Here is a 26,520-nt window from a genome sequence, read left to right as displayed (position 1 = left end):
AGCTGCGATGCGATTTACTGACATATTCATAAAACGGCCTGTGCTGGCGATCTCGCTCAGCTTCCTGATAGCCCTGCTGGGCTTCCAGGCCATCTTCAAGATGCAGGTGCGTGAATACCCCGAGGTGATCAATACCGTCATCACGGTCAACACCAGCTACTATGGCGCCAGTGCGGATCTGATCCAGGGTTTCATCACCCAGCCCCTGGAGCAGGCGGTCGCCCAGGCCGACAACATCGACTTCATGACCTCCTCGAGCCAGCTGGGCAGTTCCACGGTGACGGCGTACATGAAGCTCAACACCGATCCGAACGCCGCACTGTCCGACATCCTGGCCAAGGTCAACTCGGTGCGTTCCCAGTTGCCCAAAGAGGCGGAAGACCCTTCGGTCACCTCCTCCACCGGCTCCACCACGGCGGTGCTCTACATGGGCTTCACCAGCCCGGAGCTCAATTCCAGCCAGATCACCGACTACCTGGAGCGGGTCATCAAGCCCCAGCTGTTTACCGTGGGCGGGGTCTCCAAGGTGGATCTGTATGGCGGGGTCGAATTCGCCCTGCGGGTGTGGCTGGATCCGGCCAAGATGGCCGCCTTTGACCTGACCTCAAGCGACGTGATGACGGTGCTCAACAGCAACAACTATCAGTCCGCGACCGGCCAGGCCACCGGCTATTTCACCCTGTTCAACGGCAACGCCGAGACCCAGGTCGGCAACATCGAAGAGCTCAAGCGTCTGGTGGTCGCCACCCGCGACAGCAAGGTGATCCGTCTCTCCGACATCGCCAAGGTCTCCCTGGAGAAGAGCCACGACATCTATCGCGCCAGCGCCAACGGCCGCGAGGCCGTGGTTCTGGCCATCAACGCAGCCCCGACAGCCAACCCCATCAACATCGCCCACGATGTGCTGGAGCTGCTGCCGAGCCTGAAGCGCAACATGCCGAGCACCATGCAGGTGAACGTCCTGTATGACTCCACCATCGCCATCAACGAATCCATCCACGAGGTCATCAAGACCATACTGGAGGCGGCCGCCATCGTACTGGTGGTGATCACCCTGTTCCTCGGTTCGTTCCGGGCGGTCATCATCCCCATCATCACCATTCCCCTGAGCCTCATCGGCGTGGTGATGATGATGGACATGTTCGGCTTCTCCATAAACCTCATGACCCTGCTGGCGATGGTGCTGGCCATCGGTCTGGTGGTGGATGACGCCATCGTGGTGCTGGAGAACGTCGATCGTCACATCAAGGAAGGGGAAGAGCCGTTCCGGGCCGCCATCATAGGTACCCGGGAGATCGCCGTGCCCGTCATCGCCATGACGGTCACCCTGGCGGCGGTGTATGCGCCCATCGCCCTGATGGGGGGCATCACCGGCTCCCTGTTCAAGGAGTTCGCGCTGACCCTGGCGGGCGCCGTGTTCGTCTCGGGCATCATCGCCCTGACCCTGTCGCCCATGATGTGCGCCAAGATGCTCAGGGCCAACGAGGAGCCCGGCAAGTTCGAGCGTACCGTGCACGATCTGCTGGACCGGATGACGGCCCGCTACGACGCCATGCTCCATGCCGTGATGCAAAAGCGCATCGTGGTCATCCTGTTTGCCGTCATCGTGTTCGCCAGCCTGCCGCTGCTGTTCAAGTTCATTCCGAGCGAGCTGGCCCCGTCCGAGGACAAAGGCGTCATGGCGGTGCTGGGGACGGCACCTTCCAACGCCAACCTGGACTACATCGAAAACACCATGGCGGACGTGAACAAAGTCCTGGACGACCAGCCGGAGATCGCTTACTCCCAGGTCTTCTCAGGGGTGTTCAACTCCAATCAGGCGTTCGGTATCGCCTCCATGGTGCCATGGAGCCAGCGTGAAGCGAGCCAGAAAGAGGTGCTGGATCGGGTTGCCGGTCTGGTGAAGGACATCCCCGGGATGGCCATCACCACCTTCCAGTTCCCGGAACTGCCGGGGGCGTCGAGCGGTCTGCCCATCCAGTTCGTCATCACCACCCCGAACAGCTTCGAGAGCCTGTTCCTGATCGCGGGTGAGATGCTGGCGGCAACCCAGGCCAACGGCCAGTTCGTCTATTCGGATCTCGATCTGAACTACGACTCGGCCACCATGAAGATCAGCATCGACAAGGACAAGGCGGGTGCCTACGGCATCACCATGCAGGACATCGGCATCACCATGGGCACCATGATGGCGGACGGTTACGTCAACCGTATCGACCTGGATGGCCGCTCCTACGAGGTGATCCCGCAGGTGGAGCGCAAGTTCCGTCTCAACCCCGAGTCCATCAAGGGCTACTACGTGCGTGCCGCCGACGGCAAGTCGATCCCGCTGGGCAGCCTGATCAAGATTGAAGTGAAGGGAGAGCCCCGTGCCCTGCCCCACTTCAACCAGCTGAACTCCGCCACCATCGGCGCCGTACCGGCACCGGGCGTGGCCATGGGGGATGCGATCAACTGGTTCAAGGCGACCGCGGAAGAGAAGCTGCCCCAAGGCTATCGTTACGACTTCATGGGTGAAGCCCGCCAGTTCGTGACCGAAGGGAATGCGCTCTACGCCACCTTCGCCCTGGCCCTGGCCATCATCTTCCTGGTGCTGGCGATCCAGTTCGAATCCGTGCGTGACCCGCTGGTCATCATGGTGTCGGTGCCGCTGGCCATCAGTGGCGCGCTGATCGCCCTGGCGTGGGGCATGGCCACCATGAACATCTACTCCCAGGTCGGTCTCATCACCCTCGTCGGTCTGATTACCAAGCACGGTATTCTGATCTGCGAGGTGGCGAAGGAGGAGCAGCTGCTCCATGGTCTGAACCGGATGCAAGCCGTGATGCAGGCTGCCAAGGTCCGTCTGCGCCCCATCCTGATGACCACCGCGGCGATGATCGCAGGCCTTATCCCGCTGCTCTATGCCTCGGGTGCGGGGGCGGCACAGCGCTTCAGCATCGGCATCGTCATCGTGGCGGGTCTGGCCATCGGCACCCTGTTCACCCTGTTCGTGCTGCCAGTCATCTACACCTTCCTGGCATCCGAACACAAGCCACTGCCGGAATTCGACGAATCCATCCCGGCAAAAGCCAAGGGCGGTCACTGATCCCAGCCCACACAAAAAAGGCCCCGAAAGGGGCCTTATTTTTATCCATTGGATGACACACGACATAAGTCCATGAAGCAGTTAAACTAAACCGCACTCAATCCAGACCGCAAGGACGCCATGTCAGGAATCTTCTCCAAGGCCGTCGGCCTTAACGGACTCTCTTATCGTCTGCTTTCCTACATTCTGATCTGCAGTACGGTGCTGGCACTGCTCATCACCGTGCTTCAGCTCGCCTGGGACTACAACAAGGATGTGACCGTCATCGAGGCCAGCATCGGCCAGATCGAGGCCTCCTTCCTGCAACCCATCTCGGCCAGTCTCTGGAATCTGGATGAAGAGCAGGTGAAGGTGCAGATCGAGGGCATCATGAACCTGCCCAACATGCAGTTCGTCATGGTCAAGGAGATGCTGGGCAATTCGGAAGTGCCCCTGCTCACCCAGGGGGTGGAGCAGCCCCAATACGACATCTCCCGCGAGTTCACCCTGAGCTATCAGGGGGAAGTGGTCGGCAAGCTTTTCGTCGCCGCCTCCCTGGAGCAGGTCTACCAGCGCCTCATCGAGAAATCCGTGCTGATCCTGGTCAGCCAGACCATCAAGACCCTGGTCGTCTCGTTCTGCATCCTGGTCATCATTTACTATCTGGTGATCCGTCACATCAACCGCATCGTCAGCTATGCCCAGAAACTGAGCCTGGATCGCCTCGCGGTGGAGCTGACCCTGGAAGGTCGGCCCCTGCCCCGCAAGTCCCCTGACGAATTCGATACCCTGGCCGCCACCCTCAACCAGATGCGCACCCGGCTGAACGACGAGTTCACGGCCCGCCATCAGGCCGCCGATCAGCTCCAGCAGGAGCGGGACTTCTCCGCCACCCTGATCAACTCCGCCAACATGGTCATCTGCTGCATGGAGCCGGATCTCAACATCGCCAGCATCAACCCGGCGGCCATCCTGCTCACCGGCTATCACCACCAGGAGCTGTTGCAGCACAACTGGCTGGATCTCTTCGTCAGCAAGGAGCAGCGTGACGAGCTGGCCGCCACCCTGGCCGATCAGGGCGCTCTGGAGGACAGGGAGATCACCATGCACGACCAGCAGGGCAACGAGCTGGTACTGCAGTGGACCTTCGCTCCCTTCTACGAGGGGCCCAACCTCAAGTACCTGATCGGCTTTGGCTATGACATCACCCCCCTCAAAAAGGTCGAGCGGGAGATCACCCTGTTCAACGAGCAGCTGGAAGGCAAGGTGGCGGAACGCACCCGCAGCCTGAGCGATGCCAACGACCAGCTGGGCAAGGCCTATGACGATCTCAAGCAGGCCCAGCAGACCCTGGTGGAGTCGGAGAAAATGGCCTCCCTCGGTTCCCTTGTTGCCGGCGTGGCCCACGAGATCAACACCCCCATCGGCATCAGCGTCACCGCCTCCTCCTACCTGCAGGAGCGGGTGGCCGACTTCAAGCAGCATATCGAGGCCAAGCAGCTCTCCCGCACCTACCTCAACGAATTCACCCAGAATCTCGACGAGTCGATGCAACTGCTGCAAGGTAACCTGAGACGCGCCTCCGAACTCATCGCCAGCTTCAAGCAGGTAGCGGTCGATCAGTCCTCCGAGGCCCGCTACAACTTCAGCCTCGCCGACAACCTGCATCAGGTGGTGGTCTCCCTCGGCTACAAGCTCAAGAAGGCCCAGTGCGAGGTGGACATCCAGTGCGATCCCAAGCTGAGCATCTACTCCTTCCCGGGCAGCTTCACCCAGATCTATTCCAACCTGATCCTCAACTCCATCCATCACGGTTTCGATGGCTGGGACAGGCCCAGAAAGATCACCATTCAGGTGGCGCAGCAGGGAGACGAGCTGGTCATCGACTACAGTGACAACGGTCGCGGCATCCCCCCGGAGATATTGCCGCGCATCTTCGATCCCTTCGTCACCTCCAAGCGGGGCCAGGGTGGCAGCGGGCTCGGCACTCACATCATCTACAACCTGGTGGTCCAGCTGCTGCGCGGCCGCATCCACTGCGCCAGCGAACCGGGCCAGGGCGCCCAGTTCCACATTCGCCTGCCCATCCAGCAGAACTGAGCACCGGCTCTTGTGGGCCGGCCGCTTTGTCCCCATCATGCTGTGACTGCATTCTTAACGAGCGGAGAACCTCGCAATGGCACAGCATTTTGACTACATCGCCATCGGTGGCGGCAGCGGCGGCATCGCCTCGGCCAACCGGGCAGCCATGTACGGCAAGAAAGTCGCCCTGATCGAAGCCAAAGAGCTGGGTGGCACCTGCGTCAACGTCGGCTGCGTACCGAAGAAGGCCATGTGGTATGCAGGCCAGATCGCCGATGCCCTGAAATATGGCGCCGACTACGGCTTCGACACCACGCTCAACCACTTCAGCTGGGCCAAGCTGGTCGAATCCCGTCAGGCCTATATCGGGCGTATTCACCAGTCCTACCAGAACGTGCTGGGCAAGAACCAGATCACCGTCATCAAGGGCTTCGCCCGCTTCGTCGACAGCCATACCGTCGAGGTGAACGGCGAGCACTACAGCGCCGATCACATCCTGATTGCCACCGGCGGCCGCCCCGAGGTCCCGACCATTCCGGGCGCCGAACTGGGTATCGACTCCGACGGTTTCTTCGACCTGCAGAGCCAGCCCAAGCGGGTTGCCGTGGTGGGTGCCGGCTATATCGCCGTGGAGATCGCTGGCGTGATGCAGGCACTTGGCTCCGAGACCCACTTGGTGGTGCGCAAGCATGCGCCGCTGCGCAACTTCGACCCCATGATCCACGAGACCCTGGTGGAGATCATGGCGCAGGAAGGGCCCAAGCTGCACACCCACGCCATTCCGAAAGCGGTGGTCAAGAACGCCGATGAGAGCCTGACCCTGCAGCTGGAAGATGGCCGCCACCTCACCGTCGACTGCCTGATCTGGGCCATCGGCCGCGTCCCGGCCACCGACAACCTCAATCTGGCTGCCGCCGGCATCGAGTTGGACGAGCAGGGCTTTATCCCGACCGACAAGTTCCAGAACACCGCCGTCGCCAACGTCTATGCCGTCGGTGACAACACCGGCCGCATCCAGCTCACCCCGGTGGCCGTCGCGGCGGGCCGCCGCCTCTCCGAGCGGCTGTTCAACAACAAGCCGAACGAGCACCTCAATTACGATCTGGTGCCGACCGTGGTGTTCAGCCACCCGCCCATCGGCACCATAGGACTGACCGAGCCGGAAGCCGTTGCCGAATACGGTGAAGATCAGGTCAAGGTCTACCGCAGCCAGTTCACCGCCATGTACTCAGCGCTGACCCAGCATCGCCAGCCTACCCGGATGAAACTGGTCTGCGTCGGGCCGCAAGAGAAGGTGGTCGGCCTGCACGGCATCGGCTTCGCCATGGACGAGATCCTGCAAGGCTTCGGCGTCGCCATGAAGATGGGTGCCACCAAGGCGGACTTCGACAACTGCGTTGCCATTCATCCAACCAGTGCGGAAGAGTTTGTGACCATGCGATAAGCGGGGTTGAAGCTGGCCTGTCATTATCAGACCAGCTTCTACAACTGTGTTTCCACTCACCATCCGACCAGCGCGGAAGAGTTTGTGACCATGCGATAAGCGGGGTTGAAGCTGACCTCATCACCATCGGGTCAGCTTCCACCACTTGCTACCAAACCCGGCCCAGGCCGGGTTTTTTGTGCCTTGCCCGTCCACCAGCCAACAAAACCTGCCTTCTTTACGCCGATTTTACGCCAGCCAAATCGGGCTTTATGGCGCCTTTACGCCCGTTCTACATACCCTTTCAGCGTCAATGAGACCTATGGGATCGACACGGATATACATCGATCCCTGACGCTAATTACCTCAACGGAGTCGTTATGAATTGGCTATATCTGCTGCTGGTCCTCGCCCTCGCGGGCTATCTGCTGCGCGCCCTCGCGCGCACTCATGAGTGAGGAACCGGATATGTGGCAAGAGATCATCTATCCCGTCGCGTTCGTGCTGCTGGTGCTGCTGCCGGCGCCTCTGCTTGGCAACTACCTGTATCGGGTGTTTGAAGGCAAGAGTCGCTGGCTGGCCCCGCTTGAGCGCGCCACCCTGGCCTGCTGCGGCACGGACGGGCGCGAGCAGGACTGGAAGTCCTACGCCCTCAGCCTGCTGGCCTTCAACGGCGCCGGCTTCGGCCTGCTGTTCCTGATCCTGCTGGCGCAGGGTCTGCTGCCCCTCAACCCGCAGCAGCTGCCAGGGCTGAACTGGCAACTCGCCTTCAACACCGCGGTCAGCTTCATGACCAACACCAACTGGCAGGCCTACTCCGGCGAAGCCAGCCTCTCCTACTTCAGCCAGATGGTGGGGCTCACCACCCAGAACTTCGTCTCCGCCGCCACCGGCGCCGCCGTCGCCATCGCCCTGTTTCGCGGCATCGCCCGCCAGCAGACCACCCACCTTGGCAACTTCTGGCAGGATCTGGTGCGCTTCTGCCTCTACGTGCTGCTGCCGATGGCGCTGATCCTGGCGCTGCTGCTGGTATGGCAGGGGGTGCCCCAGAGCCTGTCGGCCTACCTGCCGTTCCACGCCCTGGAAGGTCAGGAGCAGCTGCTGCCGCTCGGCCCGGCCGCCTCCCAGATCGCCATCAAGCAGCTCGGCTCCAACGGCGGCGGCTTCTTCGGCATCAACTCGGCCCATCCGTTCGAGAACCCGACCGCCCTCTCCAACTGGCTGGAAATGGTCGCCCTGCTGACCCTGGCCGCCGCCATGGTCTGCACCCTGGGCCGTTACGTGAAGGATCTGGCCCACAGCCGCGCCATCCTCATCGCCATGACCATCATGCTGGTGCTGGGGCTCTGCCTCGCCATCGGCCAGGAGCTGAAACCGGATCCCGCCCTCGCCCACCTCACCAGCGAAGCCGGCAACTGGGAAGGCAAGGAGAGTCGCTTCGGCCCCGTACTGTCCAGCATCTGGGAAGTGGCCACCACCGCCGCCTCCAACGGCTCGGTCAACGCCATGCACGACAGCTTCACCCCCCTCGCCGGCATGGTCGGCATGATCAACATGCTGCTGGGTGAAGTGGTGTTCGGCGGCGTCGGTGCCGGCATCTACGGCATGATGCTGTTCGTGCTGCTGACCGTGTTCCTGTGCGGCCTGATGGTGGGGCGCACCCCCACCTATCTGGGCAAACGGCTCGGCATCACCGAGATGAAGTGGGTGGTCGCCAGCATGCTGGTGATGCCGGTCGGGGTATTGGTGATCGGCGGCATTACCCTGCTGATGCCGAACTCCGCCACCGTCATCGGTCACGATGGCCCCCACGGCCTGTCACGCCTCATCTATGCCTACGCCTCGGCCGCCGGCAACAACGGCTCCGCCTTCGCCGGCTTTGCCGCCGCCGACAGCTGGCAGTGCATCGCCATCGGGCTGGCCATGCTGCTCGGCCGCTTCGGCTACATCATCCCCGTGCTGGCCATCGCCGGCCAGCTGGCCCGCGCCCCGCGTCAGGAGCGAAGCGAGGGGGACTTCCCCGTCAGCGGCCCGCTCTTCATCACCCTGCTGATCGTCACCGTGCTGCTGATGGGGGGTCTCTCCTTCCTGCCGGTGCTGGCGTTGGGCCCGGTGGCGGAACACCTGAGCCTGCTGGGAGGTGCTTTCTGATGCTGCACACCCGATTGATCTGCGTGACCAACTATTCGATGCAGGGAGCTTTCCAATGAGCAAGTCCGCTTCAATGAGCACCGACACCATTAAGGTGAAGGGCAAGAAACAGAAATCACAGATCCTGCAGGCCATGGTGGAAGCCCTCTATCGCTTCAACCCGAGGGCGCTGTTTGGCAGCCCCATCCTGTTCACCCTCTGGCTGGCGGCCGTGATGGCGACCCTGGAGTCGCTGCTGGGGCAACCGCTCTCCGGCGTCGCCCCTTCGCTGGCCTGGCAGCTGACCGCCTGGCTCTGGCTCACCCTCTGGTTTGCCAACTTCGCCGAAACCCTGGCCGAGGGGCGCGGCAAGGCGCGGGCCGACAGCCTGAAGGCCGGCATGAGCCAGCTCAAGGCACGTCGAGTCACCAGCCCGCAGGATGACAAGGGCGAGTGGGTACCGGCCACCAGCCTGCTCAAGGGCGATCTGGTGCTGGTGCGCAGCGGCGAGATGATCCCGGCCGACGGCGAAGTGGTCGCCGGCATCGCCTCGGTCAACGAGGCGGCCATCACCGGCGAATCCGCCCCCGTCATCCGCGAGTCGGGCACCGATCGCAGCGGCGTGACCGGCAACACCACCGTCGTTTCCGACCAGATCTGGGTGCACATCAGCAACAACCCGGGCGAAAGTACGCTGGATCGCATGATTGCCCTGGTGGAAGGGGCCAAGCGGCAGAAGACCCCCAACGAGATGGCGCTGGACGCCCTGCTGGTGGGGCTGACCCTGATCTTCCTGCTGGTGGTGGCCACCCTGCCCTGGTTCCTCGACTACAACGGCACCCAGGTGCCCCGGCTCTATCTGCTGGCGCTGTTCATCACCCTGATCCCGACCACCATCGGCGGCCTGCTCTCCGCCATCGGCATCGCCGGCATGGACCGGCTGGTGAAGCTCAACGTGATCGCCAAGTCGGGCCGGGCGGTGGAAGCCGCCGGCGACGTGCGCACCCTGCTGCTGGACAAGACCGGCACCATCACCTTCGGCAACCGGATGGCGGACGAGCTGATCCCGGCCCCCGGCGTGGACCCCTCCCTGCTGGCCCAGGCCGCCATGCTGGCCTCGCTCGGTGACAACACGCCGGAGGGCAAATCCATCCTGACCCTGGCGGGCAAGAGCCACACCAGACCGAGCCAGCTGGAGAGCGACATCCTCATCCCCTTCAGCGCCGAGACCCGGCTGAGCGGGCTGGATCGCAACGGCCATCACTATCGCAAGGGGGCGGTGGACGCTGTGCTGCGCTACCTCTCCCTCGATCGCAAGGCGGTGCCGGAGCTCATCCTCAAATCGGTGGACAACATTGCCCGCCAGGGCGGTACCCCGCTGCTGGTCTGCACCCACGAGAAGCTGCTGGGGGTAGTGTTCCTCAAGGACATCATCAAGCCGGGCATCAAGGCACGCTTCCAGACCCTGCGCCACATGGGGATCCGCACCGTGATGATCACCGGTGACAATCCGCTGACCGCCGCCGCCATCGCCGCCGAAGCCGGGGTAGATGACTTCATCGCCGAGGCGACGCCGGAGAAGAAGCTGGCCTACATCCGTCAGGAGCAGGCCGACGGCCGGCTGGTCGCCATGTGCGGGGACGGCGCCAACGACGCCCCGGCGCTGGCCCAGGCCGACGTGGGGCTGGCCATGAACGAGGGGACTCAGGCCGCCAAGGAGGCGGGCAACCTGGTAGATCTCGACTCCAACCCCACCAAGCTGCTGGACGTGGTGCTGGTGGGCAAGCAGCTGCTGGTGACCCGTGGCGCCCTGACCACCTTCTCCATCGCCAACGACGTGGCCAAGTACTTCGCCATCCTGCCGGCCCTGTTCATCGCCGCCTATCCACAGCTGGGGGCGCTGAACCTGATGCAGCTGGGCAGCCCAGAGAGCGCCATCCTGTCGGCCATCATCTTCAACGCCCTGATCATCGTCGCGCTGGTGCCGCTGGCCCTGCGCGGGGTCAGCCTGAAGGGAACGGCGGCCAGCCTGCTGCGCCGCAACCTGCTGATCTACGGCGTCGGCGGCCTGATAGTGCCCTTCATCGGCATCAAGTTGATCGACCTGGTTATCACCGGCCTGGGGCTAGTGTGATGAAAGCGCCGCGCCATGGTATCCACGGCCAGATCGTGCCCCCATACATCGGCATCAAGCTGAACGACCTGGTCATCACCGGCCTGGGGCTGGTGTAACGGCATCACCGGATGCGGGACAGACCCGCATCCACCCAACGCATTTGGAGCAAGAAAATCATGATAGCAATCAGAACCCTGCTGACCCTGACCCTGCTGCTGGGGGTGGCATATCCGCTGGCCGTCACCGGGCTGGCCCAGCTGCTCTTCCCCTGGCAGGCCAACGGCAGCCTGCTCACCAACGCCAAGCAGCAGGTGGTCGGCAGCGCCCTGCTGGCCCAGAAATTCGAGCGGGCCGACTACTTCCACTCCCGCCCCTCCGCCAGCGATTTCGCCACCATAGGTGGCGGCGGAAGCAACCTGGGGATGAGCTCGCCGCTACGGGCCGAGTTTGCCGCAGCGGCGGCCAGGGCGCAGCCGGAAGCCAGGGTCCCCGCCCTGCTGACCCGCTCCGCCTCCGGCCTCGATCCCCATCTGCCCCTCGATGCAGCGCTGGCCCAGGTGGATAGGGTCGCCGGGCAACGGGGGCTGGATCCCGTTCAGTTGACGGAGCAGGTCAAGTCGGCGGCACAAGCTGGTATCCTTGGCCCGCAGGTGGTCAACATTCTCCAGTTGAACCTGCAACTCGATCATCAAAAGGGCGCCTGAGGGCGCTCCTTGCCGTTCGGGAAGGCTCCCTTTCGACAACGGGGACAAGCATGAGCAATGAGGTCACGGCCGCAGTTCGGCCGATGCAACGGGAGCACGGGGATGCGTGATGAAGTGAGGGCAGACGCCCTGCTGGCGAGCCTGGAGCAGGAGCACAGGGGCAAGCTGAAGGTGTTTCTCGGCGCGGCCCCCGGCGTCGGCAAGACCTACGCCATGCTGCAGGCGGTGCGGGAGCAGGCCAGGGAGGGAGTCGACATCCTGATCGGGGTGGTGGAGACCCACGGCCGCCAGGAGACCCTGGCCCTGCTCGACAAGCTCGCCATCCTGCCGCGCACACTGCACCTGCACCGCCAGCAGCGGCTGGAGGAGATGGATCTGGACGGCCTGCTGGCCCGCAGGCCCGCCATCGCCGTGGTGGACGAGCTGGCCCACAGCAACGCCCCCGGCAGCCGCCACGAGAAGCGCTGGCAGGATGTGGAGGAGCTGCTGGGCGCCGGCATCGACGTCTACACCACCCTCAACGTGCAGCACCTGGAGAGCCTCAACGATCTGGTGTGGCAGCTGACCGGGGTCAGGGTCAAGGAGACCCTGCCGGATCAGGTGCTGCTGGAGGCTGACAGCCTGGTGCTGATCGACCTCCCCCCCAAGGAGCTGCTCGGCCGTCTCAAAGAGGGCAAGGTCTATGTGCCCCACCAGGCCAAGGCCGCCCTGCAGTCTTTTTTCTCTCTCAACAACCTGACCGCTCTGCGGGAGCTGGCGATGCAGACCGCCGCCAGCCACGTGGAGGGAGACCTGCAGTTGCAGTGGCAGGCGGCTGGCAAGACCACACTGCCGCTGCGGGGCAAGCTGATGGTCTGCATCGGGGATGAGCACGGCGCCGCCCTGGTGCGTTACGGCCACCGCTTCGCCCAGCGCAGGCAACTGCCCTGGCTGGTGGTGCACATCGACAGCAGGGGGCAGCGCTCCCCTGAACTGGAGCAGGCGCTGGCCCTCGCCTCCCAACTGGGGGCCAGGGTGCTGACCCTCTCCAGCCCGGCCGTGGCCGATGCCCTGCTGGAAACCGCCGAACAGCAGCAGGTCTCCCAATTGCTGCTCGGCAAATCCCGCAACCCGCCCTGGCGCCGATCCCTGGTACAGCACCTGCTCAAACAGGCGCAGGGATTCGAGATCACGCTGGTGGATACCGAGAAGCGCAAGCCCGGCCTGACCCTGCCAACGGCAGGCCCGGGTGAGCTTCGCCAGAGCCTGCTCGCGGTGGCCATCATGGGGGGGACCTCGGCCGTGGTCTGGGCCCTCTCCCACTGGCTGCCCCCCGCCTCCCTGCCCATGCTGTTCGTGCTGGGGGTGCTGGCCACCGCGCTCACCACCAGCCTGATCCCCGCCATCCTGGCCGCCGTGCTGGGCTTCGTCGGCCACAATCTGCTGTTCACCTTCCCCTACTTCTCCCTGAGCGTGGCCAGCCACAGCGACCTGCTCACCCTGTTCGTGCTGCTCATCGTCGGCATCGCGGCCGGGCGCCTCGCCTCCCGCCAGCGTCAGCAACTGGTCAGTCTGCGCGAGACCCAGCAGCTCGGTAACGCCCTGCTCTCCCTGAGCCAGGGGCTGGCCACCGCCAGCAGCCCGGTGGACGTGCTGAGACAGGGAACCCAGGCCATCGCCCTCGCCCTTGGGCAGCCCGTGTTCGCGCTCGATGGGGATTACCAGTACCGGGCCGGTGACACCCAGACCGGGCCGGGCCAGACCGACAAGGCCGCCATTGACTGGTGCCTGGCCCAGAAGCAGAGCGCCGGTGCCCATACCGCCACCCTCAACGCCGCCGAGGCCCAGTATCATCACCTCGGCGATGACCTGGTGCTGGGCATCCGGCTGGCCAGCCCGCTCACCTCCGCCGCCGAGCACCAGCTGCAGGCTCTGCTCACCGATATCCGCGCCGCCCTGGCGCGGATCGATCTCAACGAGCGGCTGGCGGACAGCCAGTTGCAGGCGGAGACCGACCGGATGCGCGCCGCCCTGCTCTCCTCGGTCTCCCACGACCTGAAGACGCCGCTGGCCACCATCATGGGGGCCGGCAGCACCCTGCTGGAATACGGGGACCGGATAAGTGCGGAGGACCGCATCGAACTGCTGCACTCGGTGCAGGACGAGGCGCGCCGCCTGCACGGCTACGTGCAGAACCTGCTGGACATGACCCGCATCGGCTCACCGGACTTCCAGTTGAAACGGGACTGGGTCGACCTGGCGGACCTGGTGGAGAGCGCCCGCCGCCGGCTCGACTCCTCCTGGCGCCAGCACAAGCTGCTGGTGCACTTCGATCAGCAGATCCCCCGGCTCTATGTGCACGGCGCCCTGATCGAGCAGGTGCTGGTCAACATCCTCGACAACGCCTCCCGCTACTCGCCGGCCGGCACCCCCATCGAGTTCAAGGTGATGCTGGCGGATCCCGACCTCATCATCGACATCATCGATATCGGGGTCGGCATCGCCGAGTCGGATCGGGACAAGATCTTCAATCTGTTCTACACCCAGCCGGTCGGCGACTGCGGCAGCCGCGGCACCGGGCTTGGCCTCGCCATTTCCCGCGCTATGATAGAGGTCCACGGCGGCCGCATCTGGGCATTCGCCGGCCCCAACGGTAACGGCACCTGCATGCGCATCTCCCTGCCGCTGGCCCTCAACGCACCGGCGGCCTGATGGTCGCCGCCCTTTTCAATCAGCAAACGGGAGGCTGAATGGCTCACATACTGGTCATCGACGACGAGGCGGCCATCCGCCGTTTTTTGCGGATCAGCCTGATCGCCGAAGGACATCAGGTGAGTGAGGCGGTCGGCGTCACCGAGGGGATGGCGCAGTATCGCCACCTCAACCCCGACCTGGTGATCCTGGATCTGGGCCTGCCGGACGGTGATGGCATCCAAATCCTGCACGCCATCCGCGAGCACCACGCCAATCCCGTGCTGGTGCTCTCGGCGCGGGACTCGGAGCAGGAGAAGGTGCGGCTGCTGGATGCGGGGGCCAACGACTACATGAGCAAGCCGTTCGGCGTCGGGGAGATGATGGCCCGTATCCGGGTGCTGCTGCGCCAGCGCGTCGGCGCCACCAGCGGCGAATGCCGCCACTTCCCCCAGTGTGGCCTGACCCTGGACAGCAGCAGCCACAAAGTCACCCTGCAGGGCGAGGAGATCCCCCTCTCCCGCAAGGAGTTCGCCCTGTTGCAGGCGCTGGTGTGCCACCCCGGCAAGCTGGTGCAACAGACCCAGCTGCTCATCGACATCTGGGGACCGAGCCACAAGGAAGATACCCACTACCTGCGCATCGTCATCGCCAGCCTGCGCAAGAAGCTGGGAGATAATCCCCAGCAACCCACGCTGATCGAGACCGAATCCGGCATCGGCTACCGCTTTATCGGCAGCTGATGTTTCACGTGGAACGACGCCAACCGCAGCACAGGGCCAGCAGACCGCATCCCCCGAGCAGCAGCCCGAGATCCTGCAAGCTGGCTGCAACCGCCAACCCCAGGCTGAGCAGCAGGTAGTAACCGAGCCCGAACAGGGCCCCGGCACTGCCCGCCACCTCCCGATAGGCCAGCAGCGCCTGGCTCAGCACATTGGGGATAGCCAGCCCGAACGCCACCACCACTCCCGTCATGGGCAGCAGAAACCAGAGCGATGCCTGACTGGCCCACACCAGCCAACTCGAACCCGACGCCAGCACGGCGGCGAGCCGGATCAGCGAGGCAGGCGACCAGCCACGGCCCAGCAGGCACTTGTTGAGCAGGCTGCCCCCCAGGGTCGCCAGCGCCAGCACGATGCCGGAGTAACCAAATTCCCCCGCGCTCAGCCCCAGACCGGCAAACAGAAACGGCGCCAGGCTGTAGTAGCCGAACAGCATGGTGTTGAACAGCGCCACCAGGGCGGCGCTGCGCCACAAGCCGGTATCACGCACCATCCGGCAGGCCAGCGGCCAGAGTGCGACCCTCTGGGTAGTGGCCGGGCGGGTTTCCGGCAGTTGCCAGCAAGTGACCAGCAGCAATCCAACTGCCAATACCAGCAGGGCGCCGAATACCCCTAGATAACCCAAGCCATCAGCCAGCAGGCCACCGCTCACCAGCCCCAGCACCGGGCTCAGGGAGAGCGCGATGCCCATCACCGAAAAGACCCGCGCCAGATCGCTGCCCTGATAGCTGTCGCGCAGCATGGTCTGGGTCACCACGGAACCCACGGCGGCGCCGAAGGCCGCGATGACCCGGGCCAGCAGCAGGGTTTCAAATTGAGTGGCCAGCAACGCCAGCAGGGTGCCGGCGCCATAGGTCAGCAGCCCCGCCAGCATGGCGGGACGCCGCCCGATGAGATCGCACAACCTGCCCCAGCAGACCACGCCCGCCGCAAACGCCAGAAAATAGACCGACAGGGTCTGGGACGCCTGCCCCTCGCTCACCCGAAACTCAGTGGCGATATGGGTCAGCACCGGGCTGTAGATGGTCTCCACTATCTGGGGAAACATCATCAATCCGACCACCAGCCAGCGCGGTGGCAACCTGTTGTTCATGACACACCTCCTTCACAAGAGGTCGCCATTCTAGAGAGGGATAACTTGTCCGATTACAATAAGGCGGACTATAAACAGCAAGAATCGGACACATGGCCTTTATTCTTCCCGATCACCCCTTTGATCCGGACCAGCACGACGGCAGCGCCATCGGTATTGCCGCCGCCCTCGGCTGGCACGACTCCGGCCGCCATCAGCACCAGCGCCACCAGCTGCTGTTCGCCCAGGCAGGCTGCATGACCATAGAGCTGGACGATCAGGTCTGCCTGCTGCCGCCGACGCGAGCGGCCTGGTTGCCAGCAGGCCTGCCCCACCGGGTGTTGATGCGCGGGGTAGTGGCCTATCGCTCCCTCTACTTCCAGCCGGAGCCCGCGTTGCCAAACGAGATGGCGGTGCTGGCGGTCAACCCGCTGCTGCGGGAGATCATCGAGCGGATGGCGCTCTGGCCCTGGGACAAGCCGGAGGCAGAGCAAACCTGCACACTGGCATTATTGAAAGAAGAGCTGGCGCAAGCGCCGCGGGAATCCTGGCAGTTGCCGCTGCCGTCAGACGGACGTCTGACCGGCTGGCTGCAGGAGATAAAGCGGGGTGACACCCTGCCCGATCGGCTCAACCGGCTGGCCGAACGGGTGGGGGCCAGTGACAAGACCATAGGCCGCATCTTCATGCGGGAGACCGGCATGAGCTACCAGGCCTGGCGCCAGCAGTGGCGACTGCTGCGGGCCATGGAACTGCTGGCCGAAGCCGAGCCCATCAGCCGGGTGGCCGCTGCCCTGGAGTTCGCCAGCGACAGCGCCTTCATCGCCTTCTTCAGGCAGCACACGGGGCAGACCCCCTTGCGCTACCTCAACTCTCGGGATGAGTCGCATCGGCCGAACTCGCCTCCACCACCAGGGTCTCCAGGGCCAGCGGCTTGAGGTTGTGGATGGCCTCTGCCACCACGTCATGGGAGGCCTGCTGCTGCAAGGCCAGCATCTCCTGTTGCAGGGCGGCGCTGTCCAGCTCGGGTCTGGGGTTCTCGGCGGCCATGGCATTCAGGCTCAGGCTGCTGGCAATCAGGGTAGCGATCAGGATCTTCATCTGGCGTGCTCCGGTGTGGTTGAGATGACCAGATAGCTATTCCAATAGTTGTGCCAGATTTATAACAGCATGATTTTATTGATATAAATAATTTTTTGATGCTGCCACCCCCCTTCCTGAATCGAATGTTGGTTATTTTAAAACCTATAAATGGTTTTTTTTACCACCTCCATCATGGCAACCCTGTTCCACGTGAAACGCCCCGTTTTTTTGATCGACACCCGCTTTTGAAGTGAGCTATGGTGCTAGCTCTCCCCTTAACTGACTCTGGATTTGCCACCGAATGGAATTCTCCTTGTTCGGCGAGAAGTTCACTCGCCACGCCGGTATTACCCAACTCATGGACGACCTCAATCAAGGGCTGCTGAATCCCGACGCCATCATGCTGGGAGGCGGCAATCCGGCCCCCATCCCCGCCATGCTGGAACGCTTTCAGGCCGAGGCCAATACCCTGCTCGACAACGGCGAACTGATCAAGGCCATGGCCAACTACGATGGCCCCCAGGGCAAGGACAGGTTCACCAAGGCGCTGGCGACCCTGCTCAGCAAGGAGCTGGGCTGGGAGATCTCCGCCCGCAACATCGCCCTGACCAATGGCAGCCAGAACGCCTTCTTCTATCTGTTCAACCTGCTGGCCGGCGAGTTCGCCGACGGTCGCAAGAAGAAGGTGCTGTTCCCCCTGGCCCCCGAATACATCGGCTATGCCGACTCGGCCCTCTCGGACGATCATTTCGTCGCCTACAAGCCCACCATCGAGAAGCTGCCCGACGGCCAGTTCAAATACCACGTGGATTTCGAGAGCCTGCAGGTGGGCGACGACATCGGGGTGATCTGTGTCTCCCGGCCGACCAACCCCACCGGCAACGTGCTCACCGACGAGGAGATCGAGCACCTCGATCAGATCGCCCGTGACAAGGGGATCCCGCTGCTCATCGACAATGCCTACGGCGTGCCCTTCCCCGGCATCATCTTCAGCGACGCCAAGCCGTTCTGGAACGCCAACACCATCCTCTGCATGAGCCTCTCCAAGCTCGGCCTGCCGGGCACCCGTTGCGGCATCGTCATCGCCGACGAGAAGATCATCCGGGCCATCACCAACCTGAGCGGCATCATCAATCTGGCGCCGGGCAGCCTGGGTCCGGCCATCACCATTCCGATGATCGAGAGCGGTGACATCATCACCCTGAGCGAACAGGTGGTGAAACCCTTCTACCAGCAGAAAGCCACATTCGCGGTCCAGCTGCTGCGCGAGGCCATTCCGGATCCGCGCTTCCACATCCACAAGCCGGAGGGAGCCCTCTTCCTCTGGCTCTGGTTCGAAAACCTGCCGATCCACTGCCAGGAGCTGTATGAGCGACTGAAGGCGAAGAACCTGCTGATCGTGCCCGGCCACTACTTCTTCCCCGGCATCGACGACCCCGAGTGGCGCCACAGCCAGGAGTGCATCCGCCTCAACTATGCCCAGAGCGAAGATCTGGTGCGTCGCGGCATCGCCATCCTGGCCGACGAGATCAACGCCCTCTACGCCGGTTGATTCCCCCTTCGGCATGAAAAAAAGAGGCCTGCAGATGCAGGCCTCTTTTCTATCAGGTGGTCAGCGATGTTGTTTAACCGGGCAGTGCCAGCTGATCGGGTTTGCCGATGGGGATGGCACGGGGCTTGAGCGCTTCCGGCAGCTCCCGGGCCAGCTCTATGGTCAGCAGGCCGTGCTCCAGCCTGGCCCCCTGCACTTCCACGTGCTGGCTCAGCTTGAAGGCGAGCTCGAAGTCCCGCTCGGCGATCCCCTGATGGAGGAACTGGCGCTCGCCCATGGTGGCGACCTTGCGCCCCTTCACCTTGAGGGTACCGTTTTCGGTCTCCAGCTCCAGCTCATTGCGATCGAAACCGGCCACGGCAACCGTGATGAGGTAGCTGTCGTGATCCCGCTTTTCGATGTTGTACGGGGGGTAGGCCGAGGTCTTCTGATCGAACAGGCCTTCCAGCTCGCGGGCCATCCGCTCGAAGCCGACGGCATTGGAATAGAGATGAGAAAAATCGAGGTTACGCATGATCCTATCCTTCTATAAAGCAACAGGGTTTACTCTCCACGGGCCCGCCATCGGCACCCGGGAAACATCAGCAATGCAACGAGGTCAGGCTGTCAGCCGTTGATCTCGATCTTGCGGGGCTTCATCGCCTCGGGCACTTCGCGCACCAGGTCGATGTGCAGCAGACCGTTCTTCAGGTCGGCCCCCTTCACCCGCACATAGTCGGCCAGCTGGAAGCGACGCTCGAAGCCGCGTTCAGCAATGCCTTGGTAGAGGTAGTTGCGCTCGGTGTCGGCCTGCTTGCTGCCCTTCACCGTCAGCAGATTTTCCTGGAAGCTCAGCTCCAGCTCTTCCTGGGTAAAGCCCGCCACCGCCATGCTGATGCGGTAGTCGCTGTCACCCAGCTGCTCGATGTTGTAGGGGGGATAGCCGGCATTGCCATTGCTGGCCGCAGATTCGATGAGAGTGGCCAGACGATCGAAGCCGATGGCAGAACGATAGAGCGGAGAAAAGTCGATAGAACGCATAGTATTACCCTCTTGTGAGCGATAACGGATTGTTTGCCCTCCTGATGGACGGGCGCCTGGTCGAAACCTCTGTCGAGCGTTCCGGCCTTGTTATCTATATAGGGGCCAGCATTTGGCTTTCAAGGGGTAAAAACAAAAGAAATGCAGGCCATCAAGAATGGCCCGATTAGATCGATAATAGGCCTGCGGGCCACTCATGATCCGTCCCTCATCCCTCCATACTGGCCGTGTCCCCAACGAGAAACCGGAGCACGCCATGAAGATTACCCAGGTTCGCAACGCCACCCTGCTCATCCACTACGCAGGAACCCGCTTCCTCATCGACCCCATGCTGGCCCCCAAGGGGAGCTACCCCGGCTTCGAAGGCATGGCCAACAGCCATCTTCGCAACCCCCTGGTCGAGCTGCCGCTGCCCATGGCGACCCTGCTGGAGGTGGATGCGGTGATTGTCACCCATGACCATCTGGATCACTGGGACGATGTCGCGAAAGCGAAGATCCCCAAGCACCTTCCCCTGTTCGTGCAGCATCAAAATGATGCCGACACCATGAGGGGATGCGGCTTCGAGGATGTGCGCCTGCTGGGCGAGGTCGGCGAGTTCGCCGGCATCCGCCTGCAACAGACGGAAGGCCGGCACGGCAGCGATACCATCATGGCCCTGCTGGGGGATCGCCTTGGCGAGGTCAGCGGAGTGGTCTTCTCCCATCCCGCCGAAAAGACCCTCTATCTGGCCGGCGACACCGTCTGGAATGCCCAGGTTGAACAAGCGCTGCACCGGCACCAACCCGAGGTCGTCGTCCTCAACTGCGGCGATGCCCAGGTGGCGGGTCTGGGCGCCATCATCATGGGCAAGGAGGATGTGGCCGCCGTCTATCAGGCCGCCCCGCAGGCCACCCTGATCGCCAGCCACATGGAGGCGGTCAATCATGCCCTGCTGTCCCGGCGGGAGCTGCGCGACTACCTGGACAGCCAGGGGATGGCCGCCCGGGTAAGGGTGCCCGAGGATGGCGACACCATGGTGCTCTGAGCGAGAGACCGGGCACCACATGGCTCTTCGGCTTTCTGTTGCTGCCCCGTATGATGGGGATCCGAGTGCAAAGGAGTCTGCTACCATGCCCCATCCCCTCATCGTCGCCGTCATCACCTTCGATCGCTTCAGCCCCTTTCACTGCTCGGTGCCCTGCCTCATCTTTGGCGACAAGATGATGCCGGGTCAGTCGTTGTTCGAGCTGAGACTCTGCGCCGGGGATGACACGCGGCAACCTGCCTCCTCCCAGGGCTTTCGCATGGAGGCCGACTATGGCCTGGAGGGCCTGCTGGAGGCGGATATCATCATCATCCCCTTCTGGCGCGATCCGGCCGAGCGCCCCGCCCAACCCCTGCTCGATGCCCTGGTTGCCGCCCGGATCAGGGGAGCCCAGATCGTGGGGCTCTGTCTCGGCACCTATGTGCTGGCCTATGCCGGCCTGCTGGACGGGCGCGGTGCCGCCACCCATTGGGAATTTGAGCAGGAGTTTGTCCAGCGCTTCCCCCGGGTGCGGCTCGATACCAATGCCCTCTACGTCGACGACGACGGGCTCATCACCTCGGCTGGCACCGCCGCCAGCCTGGACTGCTGCCTCTATCTGGTTCGCCAGCATCACGGCAGCCAGATTGCCAACAAGCTGGCCAGGCGGCTGGTGGTGCCTCCCCACCGGGAGGGTGGCCAGGCCCAGTTCATCGAGCAGCCGGTACCCGCCTCCACCCGGGATGCCAGGATCAACCAGCTGTTCGATCACCTGCGCCTGCACCTGGCCGCGCCCCACACCCTGGACAGCCTGGCGGAACATTGCATGATGAGCCGACGCACCTTTAGCCGCCGCTTCCAGCTCGCCACCGGTCTCTCCCTCGGGGAGTGGCTGATGTCGGAGCGCCTGCGCCGCAGCCAGACGCTGCTGGAGTCCAGCTCCCACACCGTGGAACGCATCGCCGAACTGGTGGGGCTCGGATCTGCCACCATATTGCGCAAGCACTTTCGCGCCCGCTTCGGAGTGTCGCCGCGGGAGTGGCGCCGCACCTTTCGCGGTGACAGAGTCTAGGTCCCACATGTTTCACGTGGAACGCGCCCTCTCCCTTCCGCCCAATAAACAAAAAGCCGCTCACGAGGAGCGGCTTTTGATGGTTGTCGGACCGTCTGATTAGACGTCGAGGTTGGCAACCCGCAGGGCGTTGGTCTCGATGAAGTCGCGACGGGGCTCTACGGCGTCACCCATCAGGGTGGAGAAGAGCTGGTCGGCGCCGACTGCGTCGTCGATGGTGACGCGCAGCATGCGACGGGCTTCCGGATCCATGGTGGTTTCCCACAGCTGCTCCGGGTTCATCTCGCCCAGCCCTTTATAGCGCTGGATGTAGATGCCACGCTTGCCTTCGCCCATCAGCCACTCGACCGCTTCAACGAAGCTGGCGACCGGCTTCACCTTCTCGCCACGCTTGATGTAACCGCCTTCCTCGATCAGGTTGGCGATCTCCTTGCCCAGGGAGACCAGCTGACGGTACTCGGAGGATTGCAGGAAGTCGTAGCTGAGCGGGTATTCGCGATCAACCCCGTGCTGGCGTACCACGGCGTGGGGCACGAACAGGCTGCGCTCCTCATCGCGGCGTACCTGCATCTGGTACTGGATGCCGTGGTTGCTCTCGTTGAGCACGGCTTCCATGCTCTGGCACCAGGCCTGCAGATCGCTCTCGCTGGCCAGCAGGGTTTCGTTCAACTCAGGCTGATAGATCAGCTGGGTCAGCACGGCTTCCGGGGCGCGACGGGACATGCGGGTGATGAGGTGAGTCACGGCGCGATGCTGGTTGACCAGACGCTCCAGCGCCTCGCCACCGATGGCCGGGGCAGACTCGTTGACGTGCAGGGTCGCACCGTCCAGCGCCATGGCTGTCTGGTACTGCAACAATGCGTCTTCGTCTTTCAGGTACTGCTCCTGCTTGCCCTTCTTCACCTTGTAGAGCGGCGGCTGGGCGATGAAGACATAGCCACGCTCGATGATTTCCGGCATCTGACGATAGAAGAAGGTCAGCAGCAGGGTACGGATGTGCGCACCATCGACGTCCGCATCGGTCATGATGATGATGTTGTGATAGCGCAGCTTGTCCGGGTTGTACTCGTCGCGACCGATGCCACAGCCCAGGGCGGTGATCAGGGTGCCCACCTCCTGGGAGGAGATCATCTTGTCGAAACGGGCCTTCTCCACGTTCAGGATCTTGCCCTTGAGGGGCAGGATGGCCTGGTTCTTCCGGTTGCGACCCTGCTTGGCGGAGCCGCCAGCAGAGTCCCCTTCCACGATGTAGAGTTCGGAGAGCGCCGGGTCTTTCTCCTGACAGTCCGCCAGCTTGCCGGGCAGACCGGCGATATCCAGCGCGCCCTTGCGGCGGGTCAGTTCGCGGGCCTTGCGGGCCGCTTCACGGGCACGGGCCGCATCGATGATCTTGTTGACCACGATCTTGGCGTCGCCCGGGTTTTCCAGCAGGAAGTCGGCCAGCTTCTCACCCATCGCCTGTTCCACGGCGGTCTTCACTTCGGAAGAGACCAGCTTGTCCTTGGTCTGGGAGGAGAACTTGGGATCCGGTACCTTGACGGAGATAACGGCAATCAGACCTTCACGGACGTCGTCACCACTGGCGGCGGACTTGGCCTTCTTGCTGTAGTCCTCCTTGTCCATGTAGTTGTTCAGCGTCCGGGTCAGCGCGGTACGGAAGCCCACCAGGTGGGTACCGCCATCCCGCTGCGGAATGTTGTTGGTGAAGCAGTAGACCCCTTCCTGATAGGCGTCGTTCCACTGCATGGCGACTTCAACACCGATGCCGTCCTGCTCTGTGGTGAAGTGGAACACCTTGGGATGGATCGGGGTCTTGTTCTGGTTCAGGTACTCGACGAAGGCCTTGATGCCCCCTTCGTAGCAGAAGTGTGCCTCGCGGCCATCACGCTCGTCCATCAGACGGATGGAGACGCCGGAGTTGAGGAAGGAGAGCTCGCGCAGACGCTTGGCCAGGATCTCGTAGTGGAACAGAGTATCGCTGAAGATGGTCGGGCTCGGCCAGAAGCGGACTTCGGTCCCGGTGCCAGTGCTGTCACCAATCTGCTTGAGGGGTGCCTGCGGCTCGCCCAGGTGATAGGTCTGCTCGTAGACATGACCGTTGCGGCGGATGGTCAGCAGCAGCTTGTCGGAAAGCGCGTTCACCACGGAGACGCCCACACCGTGCAGACCGCCGGACACCTTGTAGGAGTTGTCATCGAATTTGCCGCCGGCGTGCAGCACGGTCATGATGACTTCGGCGGCGGAGCGGCCCTCTTCCGGGTGGATGTCCACCGGAATGCCGCGACCGTTGTCGCGCACGGAGACGGAGCCGTCGGAATGGATCTTGACCTGGATATCGGAGCAGTAGCCAGCCAGAGCCTCGTCGATGGAGTTGTCGACGACCTCGAACACCATGTGGTGCAGGCCCGATCCATCGTCCGTATCGCCGATATACATCCCCGGGCGCTTGCGGACCGCATCCAGGCCCTTGAGCACCTTGATATTCGAGGAGTCGTAAGTATTTTCACTCATAGCTTACTCTCTGCCTTCTCTAACGTTTCGGAGATCTTGCCTTGTTCCACGTGGAACAGCTTGCAGTCACTCGCATCCATCATGTCTGCGAGCTGACCGGTATCGATGGCGGTGATGAACACCTGGGACGCGCACTGCTTCAGCCTTGCGGCCAGCAGACGACGTTTGTCGACATCCAGTTCAGAGGCAAAATCATCAATTAAAAAAATACAGCCGCGGCTGCTATGTTGATTCAAATAGAGCCCTTGGGCCAGCCGCATGGCACAGACCAGCAACTTCAGCTGACCCCTGGACAAAATATCCTGCGCGGGCACGCCGTTCGCCTTGAGCCGCACGTCCGCCTTCTGCGGACCGACCCCAGTGTACCCCAGCGAACGATCCCGTTCGAACCCCGCCTCCAGTAATGCATCGAGGGGAGTGTCTTTTTCCCAGCCTCGATAGAATCCAAGACTGATATCGAACTCCGGCAGAAAATCTGCCGTCATCTCCTTGATCAGGGGCGTAATGGCCTGACAATAACTGGCGCGAAAACCCGCCAGCTCGCCACCCAGTCGCACCAGCTCCTGATCCCAGAACGCCAGTTGACGATACTGGGTGCTCTGGCGCAGCAAGGCATTGCGCTGCTTCAACAGCCGACGCACCCGCCCCCAGAGGGAGAAGAAGGTCGGCTCCTGATGGAAAACACCCCAGTCGAGCCAGGCCCGGCGAGCCTGGGGCCCACCGGTCAGCAGGCTGAAACCATCGGGGTGGATCAACTGTACCGGCAACAGCTCCGCCAGATCGGCCAGGCGCTGGGCCTGGGCACCGGCGATCTTGAGCTGGGTTTCGCCCCCCTTGTCCTTGGCAAGCCCGATGGGCACCTGACGCCCCTCCAGCTCGCACTGGGCAAACAGGGTAAAGGCCCGCTCGCCCTGGCGGATGACCCGCCCGGTCAAATGGGTACGAAACGAGCGGCCGAGACCAAGGTAATGAATGGCTTCCAGCACGCTGGTCTTGCCGCTGCCGTTGCTCCCGACCAGGATATTGAGGCCGGGAGACAGCGCGAGACTGGCGTGCTGAATGTTGCGAAAGTCGCTGAGCTGGAGTTTGACCAGGGACACGACTAGATCCGCATCGGCATCACCACGTACTGGGCATCTTGGTTCTCAAAATCCTCAATAATGGCGCTGCTGATGGAATCGCTCAGGCTGATCCGGATTTGGTCACATTTTAACGTATTCAACACGTCCAGCACATAGGAGACGTTGAAGCCGATCTCCATCTCGCCAGCGGCGTATTGTACGTCAAGCAGCTCTTCGGCTTCTTCCTGTTCCGGGTTGTTGGCGGTGATGCGCAGCAGGTTTTCCTGCAGATTGAGACGCACCCCACGGAATTTCTCGTTGGAGAGGATGGCGGCACGGGCAAAGGCCTGGCGCAGATCCTCGCGACCGGCGATCAGGGCCTTGTCACTCCCCCGGGGGATGACGCGGCGCCAGTCCGGGAAACGGCCATCCACCAGCTTGGAGGTGAAGATGAAGCCATCCAGGGCGGCGCGCAGGTTGCTGCGGCCCACTTGCAGCCGTACCGGCTTGTCTTCCGCTTCCAGCAGGCGCACCAGCTCCAGCACCCCTTTGCGCGGCAGGATGACCTGATGATCGGGCAGCGATTCCCCTACCACCTCGCGGCGGCAGGTGGCCAGCCGGTGACCGTCCGTCGCCACGGTACGCAGGCCGTGGCCTTCGCTCTCGAACAGCATGCCGTTCAGGTAGTAGCGCACGTCCTGGCTCGCCATGGAGAACTGGGTCGCGTCGATGAGTTTTTTCAGCTCCAGCTGGCTGATGTCGAACTCGAGCACGGATTCCCAATCCTCGATGTTCGGGTATTCGGTCGCCGGCAGGGTCGACAGGTTGAAGCGGGAGCGGCCGGACCGGATGATAAGGCGCTCTCCCTCGGTGCTGAGACGGATCTCCGCCCCCTCCGGCAGACCGCGACAGATGTCCAGCAGCTTGCGCGCCGGCACTGTGGTGCGGCCATCCTGGCTGTCGCTGTTGAGATAGACCTGTCCGATCATCTCCACCTCGAGATCGGTCCCGGTCAGCGACAGCAGGCCATTGCTGACATCGAGCAGGACGTTGCCGAGGATGGGCAGGGTCGGCCGGCCACCCAGGGCACCAGACACCAGTTGCAGGGGACGTAACAGGGCCTCACGGCTAATTTCGAGCTGCATCTGTGCTCTCCGTTGTTATTGGGA

Annotated in this window: 19 protein-coding genes; 12 read left to right on the top strand and 7 right to left on the bottom strand. The window is 63.1% G+C overall.

From position 1 onward, the window contains the following. Positions 1–7: 7 nt before the first annotated feature. The 8 genes from AB5Y80_RS04720 to AB5Y80_RS04685 all read left to right on the top strand — a co-directional run bounded on the left by AB5Y80_RS04720 (position 8) and on the right by AB5Y80_RS04685 (position 14,935). On the top strand, positions 8–3,088 hold the full coding sequence (locus AB5Y80_RS04720; RefSeq protein ID WP_039040660.1) for a multidrug efflux RND transporter permease subunit: 3,081 nt from the start codon (positions 8–10) through the stop codon (positions 3,086–3,088). A gap of 120 nt (positions 3,089–3,208) precedes the next feature. Continuing rightward, a complete protein-coding gene (locus AB5Y80_RS04715; RefSeq protein ID WP_010672308.1) occupies positions 3,209–5,167 on the top strand; it encodes an ATP-binding protein in 1,959 nt (652 codons plus the stop codon). A 76-nt stretch (positions 5,168–5,243) separates the two neighbouring features. Next, positions 5,244–6,593, top strand: coding sequence for a glutathione-disulfide reductase (gene gorA, locus AB5Y80_RS04710; protein ID WP_368172571.1), 1,350 nt, complete (start codon positions 5,244–5,246; stop codon positions 6,591–6,593). Between the two features lie 447 nt (positions 6,594–7,040). Then, positions 7,041–8,723 (top strand): potassium-transporting ATPase subunit KdpA, encoded by a 1,683-nt coding sequence (gene kdpA / locus AB5Y80_RS04705; RefSeq protein ID WP_368172570.1) that lies wholly within the window; start codon positions 7,041–7,043, stop codon positions 8,721–8,723. A gap of 55 nt (positions 8,724–8,778) precedes the next feature. Then, positions 8,779–10,836, top strand: coding sequence for a potassium-transporting ATPase subunit KdpB (gene kdpB / locus AB5Y80_RS04700; protein ID WP_368172569.1), 2,058 nt, complete (start codon positions 8,779–8,781; stop codon positions 10,834–10,836). 158 nt (positions 10,837–10,994) lie between these two features. Next, entirely contained in the window at positions 10,995–11,522 is a 528-nt protein-coding gene (locus AB5Y80_RS04695) for a potassium-transporting ATPase subunit C (protein ID WP_041212076.1), read from the top strand. A gap of 102 nt (positions 11,523–11,624) precedes the next feature. Next, on the top strand, positions 11,625–14,213 hold the full coding sequence (locus AB5Y80_RS04690) for a DUF4118 domain-containing protein (RefSeq protein ID WP_368172568.1): 2,589 nt from the start codon (positions 11,625–11,627) through the stop codon (positions 14,211–14,213). Between the two features lie 38 nt (positions 14,214–14,251). Next, positions 14,252–14,935: a response regulator gene (locus tag AB5Y80_RS04685; protein ID WP_041214192.1), complete on the top strand. Its 684-nt coding sequence runs from the start codon at positions 14,252–14,254 to the stop codon at positions 14,933–14,935. A 4-nt stretch (positions 14,936–14,939) separates the two neighbouring features. Here AB5Y80_RS04685 and AB5Y80_RS04680 read toward each other — a convergent pair whose 3' ends face one another. Next, on the bottom strand, positions 14,940–16,067 hold the full coding sequence (locus AB5Y80_RS04680) for a multidrug effflux MFS transporter (protein ID WP_368172567.1): 1,128 nt from the start codon (positions 16,065–16,067) through the stop codon (positions 14,940–14,942). Positions 16,068–16,159: 92 nt separating this feature from the next. Between AB5Y80_RS04680 and AB5Y80_RS04675 the strand changes: the two genes are divergently transcribed. Then, positions 16,160–16,984, top strand: coding sequence for a helix-turn-helix transcriptional regulator (locus AB5Y80_RS04675; protein ID WP_043153686.1), 825 nt, complete (start codon positions 16,160–16,162; stop codon positions 16,982–16,984). Here the strand turns inward: AB5Y80_RS04675 and AB5Y80_RS04670 are convergent. Beyond that, positions 16,914–17,147 carry a hypothetical protein gene (locus AB5Y80_RS04670; RefSeq protein ID WP_041214189.1) on the bottom strand — a complete coding sequence of 78 codons (234 nt, stop codon included), beginning with the start codon at positions 17,145–17,147 and terminating at the stop codon, positions 16,914–16,916. The two genes, AB5Y80_RS04675 and AB5Y80_RS04670, sit on opposite strands and share 71 nt — an antisense overlap. Before the next feature lie 283 nt (positions 17,148–17,430). On the opposite strand from AB5Y80_RS04670, the gene AB5Y80_RS04665 reads away from it, so the two are divergent. Then, complete coding sequence (locus tag AB5Y80_RS04665; RefSeq protein WP_266136980.1) at positions 17,431–18,681, top strand: valine--pyruvate transaminase; 1,251 nt, start codon at positions 17,431–17,433, stop codon at positions 18,679–18,681. A 73-nt stretch (positions 18,682–18,754) separates the two neighbouring features. Here the strand turns inward: AB5Y80_RS04665 and AB5Y80_RS04660 are convergent, their stop codons facing one another. After that, entirely contained in the window at positions 18,755–19,195 is a 441-nt protein-coding gene (locus AB5Y80_RS04660) for an Hsp20 family protein (RefSeq protein ID WP_010672292.1), read from the bottom strand. 92 nt (positions 19,196–19,287) lie between these two features. Beyond that, positions 19,288–19,701: an Hsp20 family protein gene (locus AB5Y80_RS04655; RefSeq protein ID WP_010672291.1), complete on the bottom strand. Its 414-nt coding sequence runs from the start codon at positions 19,699–19,701 to the stop codon at positions 19,288–19,290. 256 nt (positions 19,702–19,957) lie between these two features. On the opposite strand from AB5Y80_RS04655, the gene AB5Y80_RS04650 reads away from it, so the two are divergent. Next, a complete protein-coding gene (locus tag AB5Y80_RS04650) occupies positions 19,958–20,728 on the top strand; it encodes an MBL fold metallo-hydrolase (protein ID WP_368172566.1) in 771 nt (256 codons plus the stop codon). Positions 20,729–20,813: 85 nt separating this feature from the next. Next, positions 20,814–21,779: a GlxA family transcriptional regulator gene (locus AB5Y80_RS04645; protein WP_368172565.1), complete on the top strand. Its 966-nt coding sequence runs from the start codon at positions 20,814–20,816 to the stop codon at positions 21,777–21,779. A gap of 99 nt (positions 21,780–21,878) precedes the next feature. On the opposite strand, the gene gyrB is transcribed toward AB5Y80_RS04645, so the two are convergent. From gyrB to dnaN, 3 genes are read right to left on the bottom strand one after another with little or no spacing between them, the layout of a single operon-like run. After that, entirely contained in the window at positions 21,879–24,290 is a 2,412-nt protein-coding gene (gyrB, locus tag AB5Y80_RS04640) for a DNA topoisomerase (ATP-hydrolyzing) subunit B (RefSeq protein WP_041212069.1), read from the bottom strand. After that, a complete protein-coding gene (recF, locus tag AB5Y80_RS04635; protein WP_010672287.1) occupies positions 24,287–25,390 on the bottom strand; it encodes a DNA replication/repair protein RecF in 1,104 nt (367 codons plus the stop codon). Before recF ends, gyrB begins: the two co-directional genes overlap by 4 nt. Before the next feature lie 2 nt (positions 25,391–25,392). Then, positions 25,393–26,496, bottom strand: coding sequence for a DNA polymerase III subunit beta (dnaN, locus tag AB5Y80_RS04630; protein WP_039040646.1), 1,104 nt, complete (start codon positions 26,494–26,496; stop codon positions 25,393–25,395). Positions 26,497–26,520: the final 24 nt, after the last annotated feature.

This window comes from Aeromonas sp. R2-1, from assembly GCF_040908425.1.
GTDB lineage: Bacteria > Pseudomonadota > Gammaproteobacteria > Enterobacterales > Aeromonadaceae > Aeromonas > Aeromonas caviae.
Note: the sequence above shows the minus strand (reverse complement) of the source record. Positions and strands in the feature narration are given on the sequence as shown.